Source organism: Nodularia spumigena CCY9414, from assembly GCF_000340565.2.
Classification (GTDB): domain Bacteria; phylum Cyanobacteriota; class Cyanobacteriia; order Cyanobacteriales; family Nostocaceae; genus Nodularia; species Nodularia spumigena.
On sequence record NZ_CP007203.1, the window covers coordinates 2,027,386 to 2,038,227 of the forward strand.

General features: G+C 38.8%; 10 protein-coding genes and 1 pseudogene. 4 read left to right on the top strand and 7 right to left on the bottom strand.

Features of this window, described 5'->3' with window-relative positions; genetic code table 11:
• Positions 1-15: 15 nt before the first annotated feature.
• The 7 genes and pseudogenes from NSP_RS09040 to NSP_RS09065 all read right to left on the bottom strand — a co-directional run bounded on the left by NSP_RS09040 (position 16) and on the right by NSP_RS09065 (position 6,263).
• Positions 16-2,583 carry a type I restriction endonuclease subunit R gene (locus NSP_RS09040; RefSeq protein WP_006196442.1) on the bottom strand — a complete coding sequence of 856 codons (2,568 nt, stop codon included), beginning with the start codon at positions 2,581-2,583 and terminating at the stop codon, positions 16-18.
• Between the two features lie 135 nt (positions 2,584-2,718).
• Complete coding sequence (locus NSP_RS26250; RefSeq protein ID WP_006196443.1) at positions 2,719-2,865, bottom strand: hypothetical protein; 147 nt, start codon at positions 2,863-2,865, stop codon at positions 2,719-2,721.
• A gap of 83 nt (positions 2,866-2,948) precedes the next feature.
• A pseudogene (locus NSP_RS09045) lies at positions 2,949-3,884 on the bottom strand (Rpn family recombination-promoting nuclease/putative transposase).
• Positions 3,885-3,930: 46 nt separating this feature from the next.
• Positions 3,931-4,341, bottom strand: a complete 411-nt coding sequence (locus tag NSP_RS09050; protein WP_006196445.1) for a type II toxin-antitoxin system VapC family toxin — start codon at positions 4,339-4,341, stop codon at positions 3,931-3,933.
• 2 nt (positions 4,342-4,343) lie between these two features.
• Positions 4,344-4,583 carry an antitoxin gene (locus tag NSP_RS09055; protein WP_006196446.1) on the bottom strand — a complete coding sequence of 80 codons (240 nt, stop codon included), beginning with the start codon at positions 4,581-4,583 and terminating at the stop codon, positions 4,344-4,346.
• 34 nt (positions 4,584-4,617) lie between these two features.
• A complete protein-coding gene (locus NSP_RS09060; protein ID WP_231859559.1) occupies positions 4,618-4,746 on the bottom strand; it encodes a type I restriction endonuclease subunit S in 129 nt (42 codons plus the stop codon).
• Positions 4,747-4,847: 101 nt separating this feature from the next.
• Positions 4,848-6,263 carry a type I restriction-modification system subunit M N-terminal domain-containing protein gene (locus tag NSP_RS09065; protein ID WP_006196448.1) on the bottom strand — a complete coding sequence of 472 codons (1,416 nt, stop codon included), beginning with the start codon at positions 6,261-6,263 and terminating at the stop codon, positions 4,848-4,850.
• A 377-nt stretch (positions 6,264-6,640) separates the two neighbouring features.
• Between NSP_RS09065 and infC the strand changes: the two genes are divergently transcribed.
• The 4 genes from infC to NSP_RS26810 all read left to right on the top strand — a co-directional run.
• Entirely contained in the window at positions 6,641-7,174 is a 534-nt protein-coding gene (infC, locus tag NSP_RS09070; RefSeq protein WP_006196450.1) for a translation initiation factor IF-3, read from the top strand.
• Between the two features lie 316 nt (positions 7,175-7,490).
• Positions 7,491-10,178, top strand: coding sequence for an MFS transporter (locus tag NSP_RS09075; protein ID WP_006196451.1), 2,688 nt, complete (start codon positions 7,491-7,493; stop codon positions 10,176-10,178).
• A 9-nt stretch (positions 10,179-10,187) separates the two neighbouring features.
• Positions 10,188-10,583, top strand: a complete 396-nt coding sequence (locus NSP_RS26805; protein WP_006194894.1) for a helix-turn-helix domain-containing protein — start codon at positions 10,188-10,190, stop codon at positions 10,581-10,583.
• A partial coding sequence (locus NSP_RS26810; RefSeq protein ID WP_144360593.1) for a transposase family protein occupies positions 10,490-10,842 on the top strand: 353 nt, incomplete at its 3' end. The genes NSP_RS26805 and NSP_RS26810, both read left to right, overlap by 94 nt.

Consider the following 10,842-nt stretch of genomic DNA (forward strand, 5'->3'; position numbering starts at 1 on the left):
GCTATAATACCATTATCAATGTTCACTATTGATACTCTCATAAATACTGGCAAGTAATTTTTCAAACACAACCGCTCTAACTTCTTCGTTATTCATTACTTCCATAAAGATTTTTTCATTACCTTCCATACGTTCAATAATGAGGTTTTCCAGATGCTTATCTAAAACAGGGGCAAAGTTTTCTTTTGTGTTTACCTGGGCGGCTTGTTTAATAGAATTATTACTCATCGCTGTTTCGGCGATTTGTTCAAAAAACAATTGGTCAGCTAAAGTAAAATCTGTGCCAAATTTATCATTTAGAGAATTAATCAGTTGAGATAAAGGAATTTCCTTATCTGGCTGACGGGTTCCCACTGCGGTAGCTCCTGGTAATGGTTCTGCTTCACCATCATTGAGGTCAATTTTACCAGCACTGATTTTTTCTAAGCGAAAATATTTTAATTCTATATCCCCAGATAAATCTACTTTTGGCGCTTCGGAATTGCGGGGTAATTTTTTCAGCAGACAATACCCGTAAGCATAGAGTTTTTCTAAGTCTGAATCTTGGTAAGGGAGAATCTGAGCCAGGAATAGATAAAGGTTGCGAAAGCTGGTAAGTTGACTTTTAAATAGTTCTTTTTCTGGTTCTTTGCGCTCTTTATAACGGTCAACTATCGGATCTAGTAAAGTATTTAATTTTTTATGTTCGCCTCCAGTCAGAGAAGTTTTTTGGCGAAACCAAATTTCACACCATTGGGTAACATCCTCTTTGGTAAAAAAGCCCCATTCATAAAGTTGATAAGACAGATCATTAAGTTGTTGTGGCTCTGCTGTTTCTCCTATGGGTGTTTCTGTGTAGTAGGGTTTAAAGGCTTTGTAAATGTCTTCTGGTTTATTAACGAAATCGAGAACAAAAGTATCTTGTTTACCTGTAGTAGTGCGGTTTAGTCGTGATAAAGTTTGCACGGATTGGACTCCAGCCAATCTTTTATCCACAAACATTGTATGTAATAAAGGTTGGTCAAATCCGGTTTGAAATTTGTTCGCAACTAACAGCACTTGATAAGCATCACTGCCAAATTTTTCGGGAATTTCTGATGTTTTGATACCATTAATATTGGTTTCTGTAAAGGTTTCATCAGGAAATTCATCGAGGGTAATAGCACCAGAAAACGCCACTAGAGATTTTATATCTTTATAACCTTTGTCTTGAATGTATTTATCAAAGGCGAGTTTGTATTTTACAGCGTGTTCACGGGAACGGGTAACAACCATTGCTTTCGCCTTCCCTCCGATTTTATGGCGAGTATGGTTGCGAAAATGTTCAATGATGATTTCTACTTTTTGGGCGATGTTGTGGGGATGAAGTTCAATGAATCGGGCGATGGCTTTGGCTGTTTGACGACGAGGTAAATTTGGGTCATCTTCTGAGGTGCAAACAAGTTGATAATATCTTTCATAGCAGGTGTAATTTGCTAATACATCTTTGATATAATTTTCTTCAATAGCTTGACGCATGGTGTAAAGATGAAAAGGAGATTGATAAATAGTGTTTTGCAATTGTTGATCTAAGATAGTGCGATCGCTAATTACAATCACACTATGAAAGATTTTTTCATCTTGGGAGTCGTGGAGATTAGCCAAGCGATGTGCTAACCAAGCGATAGAGTTAGATTTTCCCGAACCGGCGGAATGTTGAATTAGATAATTATGTCCCGCTTTGTGGTGTTGGGTGTGGGTAATCAGTTTACGCACCACATCAAGTTGATGGTAACGGGGGAAAATCAGGGTTTCTTTTTTCTGGTATTTAACACCAGTGTCTGTAGTAATTTTGGTTTCTTTGACTTCGATGTGGAGGAAACGCGCCAAGATGTCCAAAAGGCTATCTTTTTGTAAAACCTCTAGCCAAAGATAACTCGTGCGATATTCTTCATTGTCGCCGATGGGATTACCAGCACCGTGATTATGTCCTTTATTGAAAGGTAGAAAATGGGTACTTTTTCCGGCTAGTTTGGTAGTCATCCAAACTTGTTGTGTATCTACGGCGAAATGGACTAAGCACCGTTGTTTAAAGGTAAATAAGGGATCTTTGGCATCTCTATCGGTTTGATACTGTTCAATGGCGTTGTGGTAGGTTTGCCCAGTCAGGGGGTTTTTTAGTTCAATGCTAGCGATAGGTAAACCGTTGAGACTGAGAAGAATATCGGGGATTCTTCCGGTTTTGATAGTAACTTGGCGGGTGACGGTGAGGCGATTTTTTTGGTAAAGTTCCCAGGTTTCCGGGTTCATCCCGGTGTTAGGTTGGAAGTAACCAACTTTAAAGGTTTTACCATAACATTTAAAGCCATTACGGAGGACATCTAACATTCCTCGGCTTTTGAGTTCTTTAGTGAGGCTATCTATGATGATTTTTTGGGCATCATTGGGGCTGGTTTTGGCTAATTGTTGCCATTGTTTATCTTGAGTTTCTTGAATAAATTTAATAATTTCTGTGGGGAAAAGGGCTGTTTCTCGGTCATATTTTTTGGCGTTGCCTTTTTCGTAGCCACTAAATTGAATAACTTCATTTTCTATAATGTGTTCAAATTCGCTTTCTATGTGCATCTTATTAAAAAATTAGAGCGTAGTTGAATAGTTCGTAGGGTGTGTTATGCCGTAGGCTAACGCACCTTGAATTATTGATATAAGCCGAAGTTTTGATGGTGCGCTGCGCCACAACACACCCTACATTAAAAGTTCTTAACTAAGTAGATTTTCGTCATCAATTTTTGGAGAGGTTTTCTTGATTTCTTGAATAAGTTTTTCTTGTTCTTGTTCGGGAAGTTGTAGAACAAGATTAAGAATTTGCTCAAAGGTTAGGGGTAGTTGATAGGTTTTTTGTGTCATGATGGTTTCTAGGCTAAGGGAAAAGACCAATAGTGAAAATCTATCTTATGGGGAGGGCAAAGATGCCCGCCCTTGTGTACGCTCTAATTTTGTTGCTCTAACCAATTAGTTAAATCTTCTAAAGATTGGAAATCAAAAATCGCATCTGATAGGTTTTCTATTTGTTCTGAAGATAAGCTATTAATTCGGCTTTACAAGGCAGGAGTAATATTATTAAATCGCCGTTTTAGTTGTCTTTTAATAATTTTTTGTTCTCCTTGTTCAATCCCTTGCTCAATTCCTTGTTCAATCCCTTTTTCAATTCCTTTTTCCATCCAACTGGTAACAATTTCCATGATTTGTTCCTCTTCAACTAAGTTGGCTTGTTTTAATTCGGTGTTTAATTCTTGTTCTTCGGTTGTGTTTAATCTGAGATATGTGTCAATAAAACCGGAAATTAGTTCTATTTTAGCAGGGTTTAATTGTAAGGTGACTAGCATTCTTAAGCATTCTAGTTTAACTCTGACTCTTTCTTCTGGCTTAAAATCCATTTTTGCCATTAATGCGGCTGCTACGGGGTTTGGCTGATTTAAAAAGTTTCGCCATTTCAGGTTATTTAATTGAATGGCAAAGTAGTTAAATTCGAGTATTTTTCTGTTAGGAAAGTTAACAGTATATTGGCTTTTTTCGGGGCGTTTTGGTTCGTCGTAGGAGAAAATAACTATAGGGAAAATGGGAAGTAAATATTTTGCATCTAAACGAGCGAAGTAATGAAACATCCGCCGTTGAAATTCTTTCTGATTATATGCCTGATTTTCTAGGTGAATGAGTAAATAACTGTCTTGTCCTTGCCATTTTACTTGTGCTAATAAATCTATTTTTCTTTTGTCTCCAGAGGTAACATCGGTAAATATTTCTTCTGGTAAAAAGGTGAGGCTGTCTGTTTCTACATACTCTAATATTTCTGGTAAAAACAGTTCTATAAATTCCCAAAAGAAGGTTTGGATTAATTCTTTAAATAGTCTATCGTGGTCTATCATATTTTTTTATTCGATTTTAATTAGGGAATCATAATTTGATGCTATTTTAATCGGGTTTAAGCCAGTTTTCTATTTTTAAATTAGGAATGCGAGAAAATTCACGAACATTAGCAGTAACGACAGTTAGATTTAGGGTGAATGCTTGCACAGCAATCAATAAATCATTACTACCAATGGGAGTTCCTTGACGTTCTAAATTTGTGCGAATTGTGGCGTAATTATGATCTATATCTGGCATTAATGGTAATACAGGAATAATTTTTAAAGCTAGTTCAATTCGTTCTTTTAATCGGAATGATTTGCTTTTTTCTGCGCCAAATCGTAATTCACAAGCTACAATGATACTGGTACAAATTTTTTCTTCACCCACATCTTGAATTTGAGAAAAAATTCTCCCTGTTGGGTGTTTAACAAAATCAGAGAGTATATTAGTGTCGAGCAAGTAAGAATAAGACATTTTTACAGTTCAATATCATCTAAGGGTAATAATCCTTCGTCAACATTGGGAAATTCTTCTTCAATGTCATCTAAGGTGGCAAAGATTTCTAGGAGGGATTTTTTCTTGTAGGGTTCTATGATTAGTTTTCCATTTTCTTGTCTGATAATTACTTCTGTTGTTGATAGGTTTAATTCTTGAGGAATTGTTAATGTTTGGGTGTTTCCTGTTTGAATAAGCTTGATGTGATATTCTGTACTCATTGTTATTGTCCTTTTTTGGTTGTGGTTTCTGGGGTTAGGGAATAGCAACTTTTCTTACATCAATTTTACCTGTGACGGCGTTGGTAATTAGGGAGGTGCGATATTCTTTTAATAGTTCTATGGCTTCTTTTATTTTGGCTTTTTGTTGGTAAATTTTTTGCATTTCCTTATTTAAAAAATCAGTTATTTGCAATTGTTCATTGAAAGGAGGAATCACTGTAAAAATATTACTTATTCTTTCGACGTTTAAATTTAATTGAGTATTTAAAACAGCAGTTGATAAAAACAGGACTTACGCAAAATCATGAAAAAACGAACCACATTCGCGTAGCGTCTCCCCTTCTCCCAAAGGGAGAGGCTAGCGCCAAGGGAGAAGAACGCGAAGGACACGAAGGAAAGAGGGTTGCAGAGAGTTATTGCGTAAGTCCTAAAAAATTGCTTCTTCATAGAACTAAAAAGATGGTAAAGAAAAAATATATCTGTCATTTTTGATGGAAGAAAACCCACAATGCTATCAGGGAAACAAGCATTAAAGTTTAAAATTGCCATATCTCCTATATTTGCAGCAATTGTCATTACAAGTGTTCCTGAAGGAAATTCTTTGCTTACTGCATAACCATTTTCATTTAGTGTCTGTGTATATTCCATAATAAATTTATTCGCATTTGCAACATCACCAGTTTGTATAAAAGGATATTGACCATCATAGAATCTAGGATCATTTCTTGGTCTATGAGTAAATTTTCCGCGCAAGATTTTAGTTAAATGTTTAACTTTTATCACTTCCCAATGATTCGGAATTTTACCCAGCCACTCAATACCAGAATCTTTCATAGGTACGCTGGGATCTAGTCCTTTGGTGACAGCGTGACTGATGAGGGCGGTGCGTTTTTCGTCGAGTTTTTCAATATTATATTCTTGACCAAATAGCCCTAAATTCGCCTCTGGGTTTTGCTTTTTAATGTGTTCTTCTGAAACCGAAAGCATTCCCCCTGTGCCTAATGTGGGGTCATAGACTGAGCGATAAATACCTTGTTGAAAGACATCCGTTTCCTCACAAAAAACCAGATTCACCATGAGGCGAATGACTTCACGGGGTGTAAAGTGATCTCCGGCTTCTTCGTTGGCTTGTTCATTAAATTTTCTCACCAATTCTTCAAACAGATAACCCATTTGCAGGTTAGAAAGTTGGGCGGGAGATAAATCAACTTCTGGTTTACAAAAATCTTTAATGATTAAATATAAGCGATTACTTTCATCGAGTTTTTGAATCTCGCTTTCAAAATTAAACTTCTCAAATATATCCCTGGCTCTAGGTGAAAAACCATTGATATAATTGATTAAGTTACTCGCAATGCCATCAGCATCATTTAATAATTCTTGAAATGTAAACTTACTGGTATTATACAAAAATTGTTGGCGATCGCTCCCAATTGCGACTTTAGCGATCGCTTTCTCAAAAGCCTCACCCTGTAACCCCATTGCTTCATATTTCGCCTTCGCATCAAGTACGTCTTGTTTAGTCGGTTCTAAAACAGCATCTAAACGCCCTAAAACAATCAGGGGTAACATAACCCGACGATATTGGGGTGGACGGTAAGGGCCTCGGAGTTTATCAGCAATAGTCCAAATAAAACCAATTAAATCTTGATGAGAATTTTCTGTATTTGTGGGAATCATAAGACTAGCTGTGTAAAGCCACTACATTTTTTAAGTAATTTATTTTAGGTCAATTTCTAGCTGTTAAGTATAATTACTGTGGCAGGTAGAAGGTGATGATTTTTAACATACCTTGAGATGGGCTAAAAGAAATGTAATAAAAATTAATATTATTTGTGATAAAATTTACATTAAAGATAGCCACAGAAATTATCTCAGAGTGAGTAGAATAACAAATACAGTGACGACTAATTGATCAATTAGTTATCCTAGAAAAATAGACTCAAGCTTAAGTCCTTAGTTCAATTGCTGTCTTGTGCTTCTGAGGCATCCCAAAGAAGACCAAGCGAACCAAGTCCAAACCACGTCTTAACTACTAGAGAGCTTCCATAATCATAATGCCTGTGATTGAGAAAAAACGAACTCGCGATCTGCCCCAAATCAACGAGCGCATCCGGTTTCCCAAGATTCGAGTCATTGATACTGATGGCGCGCAATTAGGAATTATGCCTCCACAAGAAGCACTACAACTAGCTGAAGAAAAAGAGCTAGACCTAGTATTGCTAAGTGATAAGGCTGACCCCCCGGTTTGTCGGATCATGGATTACGGGAAGTACAAGTTTGAGCAGGAGAAGAAGGCGCGGGAAGCCCGGAAAAAGCAGCACACGGCTGATGTGAAAGAAGTGAAGATGCGCTATAAAATTGAAGAACACGATTACAATGTGCGTGTTAAGCAAGCCGAGCGCTTCCTGAAAGATGGTGATAAAGTGAAGGCAACTGTGATGTTCCGGGGTCGAGAGATTCAACACAGTGACTTAGCAGAGCATTTGCTCAAGCGCATGGCCAAGGATTTGGAACCGCTTGGAGAATTGCAGCAAGCGCCGAAAAAAGAGGGGAGAAATATGATGATGCTGATTTCCCCGAAAAAGTAATTCGCCAATTTTTCCAATATAAAGTATAATTCCTAACTGAAAATTTACCATTGACCCAAAATCGGTAAAATTTTCAGAAAATTGATAGTCCTGAGGGCTGAGTGGGAAAGATAATACTCAGTTGCTCAGGATTTTTGCCGTTTGTGGGGAGTGGTGATGAGGAAAATGAGGAGCATGAGGAGCATGAGGAGCATGAGGAACATGAGAAGCATGAGAGGGACTAGGAGGATGAGGGGGAATAATGGGTTGTTTTCTCCCTTATGTTCTCCTGCTTGTTTATCTGATTCCGAATCCAACTTAGTGTAACTTGCAGTGCATGGAATTTAAAAATAACTCGTTTGCTGCAAAAAAAGGCTTTCTCACACGACTGTTACAGTGGTTGAATCTTCGACCAGAAGAAGGCGAACGCACTTGGTTGATGTTTGCTTTTTACACCACTGTATCAGTAGGTTTGCGCTGGGCTGAAGACAGTACAGTGGCACTGTTTTTAGATGAATATGGGGCGGGTCCCTTGCCTTGGATGTATATTGCTAGTGCTGTCATGAGTATGGCACTGGTTGTTGTTTATTCTTGGCTGCAAAAGATTTTCCCGTTGCGTTGGGTGATTGTGGCGATCGCACCTTGTATGGTGATGCCATTAATCTTTATAGTCTCCTTGCGGGGGGGAGTCTATATTTCTTACCTAACAGTAGCCCTAGTGTTTCTGCTGCGGTTGTGGGTAGATGGAATTTATGTGATCAATGACCTGAATACCTCTATAGTTGCTAACCAATTATTTAATATCCGAGAGATTAAACGTACCTATCCCTTAGTCAGCAGTGGTATGTTAGTAGCCGATGTGATCAGTGGCTTTAGTTTGCCTTGGATGCTGCAATTCATCAAACTAGATCAAGTGATACTCATCGCCTGTACCGTGATTATTTTAGGTTCAGGAATTCTCTTTTATTTAAGTTATCACTATCGCGAAGCTTTTCCCGACGCTCCCCAACGGGTAATTCCCCAGGAACAAGCGACGCGACACCGCCGCCTGGAAGCGCCATTAAAGCGCTATACATGGCAATTATTCGCTTTTGTCGGTCTTTTACAAATAATTGGATTATTAGTAGATTTTCAATACCTGCGGGAACTAAATGCTTCTTTAAGCAGCGTCGAACTGGCGAGCTTTTTAGGTCTATTTGGTGGCGTTGTGGGACTGTGTGAGTTAATCACTCAGTGGTTTATTTCCAGTCGCATCACTGAACGCTTTGGGGTATTTTTTACAGCCGCACTTTTACCCATCGCTGTGGGCTTTATTTTACCAGGAGCGCTGGCTTTATTGAATTTAGTCCCTGTATTGCAAGCCCAAGGCTTCTTTTGGGGATTAGTCGGTTTAAAATTCGTCGATGAACTGTTACGCTACACCTTTGTAGTCAGTAGCGGCCCTGTTCTCTACCAACCCATACCTGAACGTATTCGCAGCCGCACGCAGACATTATCAGGGGGAACAGCAGAGGCGATCGCCACCGGTTTGGCAGGTATAATCATTCTGGTAACTTTGTTTGTTTGCAATCAATTCCTACCCATAGAAGTCCAAAAGTGGGTATTAATCGGAGAAACGGTAATCATCGCCGGGGCTTGTTTAAAAGTCGTTTTGGACTTGCGATCGCGTTACGTAGACCTGCTAGTATTGAGTGCAGAACGGGGAGAACTGAGTGCTGCAAATGTCGGTTTGCGTTTCTTCCACCAGGGGGTAATCAAAGCTTTATCCGAAAAAGGCAGTACAGCAGATAAAAGGTCTTGTATTGAACTATTGGCACAAATTGACCCCCAAGGAGCAGCCCAAGTTTTAGCACCCTTACTGCTGAAATTACCCCCAGATTTGCAGCGCCAAAGTTTGGAAGTCATGATCATGGGGAATATCAATCCTGTTTATGGGCTGGAAGTGCGCTCCTTGTTACAACAGCCCCCAGGAACCGTTGATCCCGAAGTTTTTGCCCTAGCTCTGCGTTACGTTTGGCTAGCGGACACCAATCCCAATTTAACCCTTTTAGAAGAGTACCTCCAACCGCGACATCATTCACTGATCCGCGCCACAGCAGCCGCTTTAATTTTGCGTCAGGGAACACCTCTGCAAAAAATCGCCGCCACCAAAACTATGCGCCGAATGCTGACTCATAAACAAGAACGAGAACGAGTCAATGGGGTGAGAGCGCTCCGAGAAGCGGTATATTTACAGGCGTTACGGATTCACATTCCCAAATTGTTACAGGATGAATCCTTACGGGTGCGCTGTGCAGTTTTGGAAATAATTGCTGCAACTCATTTAGAGGAATATTATTCCGCATTAGTCGGGGCGCTTTACTATAAATCCACCCGCAGTACCGCTATGCGGGCTTTGATTAGACTGGAAAATGAAGCCCTGGATATTCTGTTACAGGTGGCTACGAATAATTACAAACCAGAAGTAGTCAGGATGTATGCTTGGCGGACTATTGCTCAAATTTCCAGTTTTGAAGCCATAGAAACTTTATGGACGCACTTAGAAATCTCTTCGGGGGTGAACAGACATCATATTCTCCGCAGTTTACTCAAAATAAATCAACAACCAGAAGTCACCAGTATAGATACCTTTCATCATAGTCAGGTAGAAAATTTAATTGAGCAGGAATTAAAGTTTTTAGGGGAAATTTACGCCGCCTATCTAGACTTTCAACAACCACTACCAATTAACGAAAATTTTCAATCAGACAGGACTTTAGTAATTGCTAGCTTATTACAACGCGCATTGGAAGAGTTAGAAATCGATGTTAAGGAGCGATTGCTGCTGCTATTGCGGCTACTTTATTCGCCAGAAAAGATGCAAGCCGCAACATTTAATCTCAAATCAGAATCAGGGGCAAATTTAGCACAGGGGTTAGAAATTTTAGACCATACGATTACTTTGCCCACAAAAGCTTTAATACTCAATAGACATCTCCGAAAAAGAATAAAATTATGGTATAAGAGTATAAAATGCTATTTTTAGTAAAGCATTATGAGCAGTATATTCGATTATATCCAAAATAATCCCCAGGAAGCACAGCGTTTAGTAGGGCTGAAATATGAACAGTTGCAGGAACTTTTAGACAAAGCCATTAAACGGCACAATCATAAACGAGAATTGCTTGAAGATAGAAAAGTGAGAATTATTCTGGGTGGAGGTGGTCGCAGACCAAAATTATCACCATCGGAGCAAATAATTCTCACCCTAACATATTTACGACATTTAACCACATTTCAACTATTGGGTATTCAATTTGGCGTGAGTGAAACAACTGCAAATGATACGTTTAACTATTGGTTGCCATTATTGGGAGAATTATTACCACCAAGTTTAGTAGAACAGGTAAAAAAAACTCCAGTGACTATGAAATTGTTAAAGAAGTTTTAACAGACTTTGAACTAATCGTAGATAGCTATGAACAGCCCATAGAAAGACCTTCAGAGTATCAACAGCAGGAAAAATATTACTCAGGTAAGAAGAAAATGCACACTAGAAAAAGTCAATTAATTGTTCTGCCTAATGGTAGAGATATTGTTGATGTAGTAGCTGGTGAGCCAGGACGAAAAAGTGACATAAATTTATTTCGGGAAAATAAAAATGGGTTTGAAGAGAAACAAAAATTTTCCGGTGACAAAGCTTACCAAGG

Bases quoted from the DNA above. Each gene is read 5' to 3' on its own strand.
- NSP_RS09040 (WP_006196442.1), bottom strand. From the start codon at position 2,583: ATGCACATAGAAAGCGAATTTGAACACATTATAGAAAATGAAGTTATT.
- NSP_RS26250 (WP_006196443.1), bottom strand. From the start codon at position 2,865: ATGACACAAAAAACCTATCAACTACCCCTAACCTTTGAGCAAATTCTT.
- NSP_RS09050 (WP_006196445.1), bottom strand. From the start codon at position 4,341: ATGTCTTATTCTTACTTGCTCGACACTAATATACTCTCTGATTTTGTT.
- NSP_RS09055 (WP_006196446.1), bottom strand. From the start codon at position 4,583: ATGAGTACAGAATATCACATCAAGCTTATTCAAACAGGAAACACCCAA.
- NSP_RS09060 (WP_231859559.1), bottom strand. From the start codon at position 4,746: ATGCAAAAAATTTACCAACAAAAAGCCAAAATAAAAGAAGCCATAGAA.
- NSP_RS09065 (WP_006196448.1), bottom strand. From the start codon at position 6,263: ATGATTCCCACAAATACAGAAAATTCTCATCAAGATTTAATTGGTTTT.
- infC (WP_006196450.1), top strand. From the start codon at position 6,641: ATGCCTGTGATTGAGAAAAAACGAACTCGCGATCTGCCCCAAATCAAC.
- NSP_RS09075 (WP_006196451.1), top strand. From the start codon at position 7,491: ATGGAATTTAAAAATAACTCGTTTGCTGCAAAAAAAGGCTTTCTCACA.
- NSP_RS26805 (WP_006194894.1), top strand. From the start codon at position 10,188: ATGAGCAGTATATTCGATTATATCCAAAATAATCCCCAGGAAGCACAG.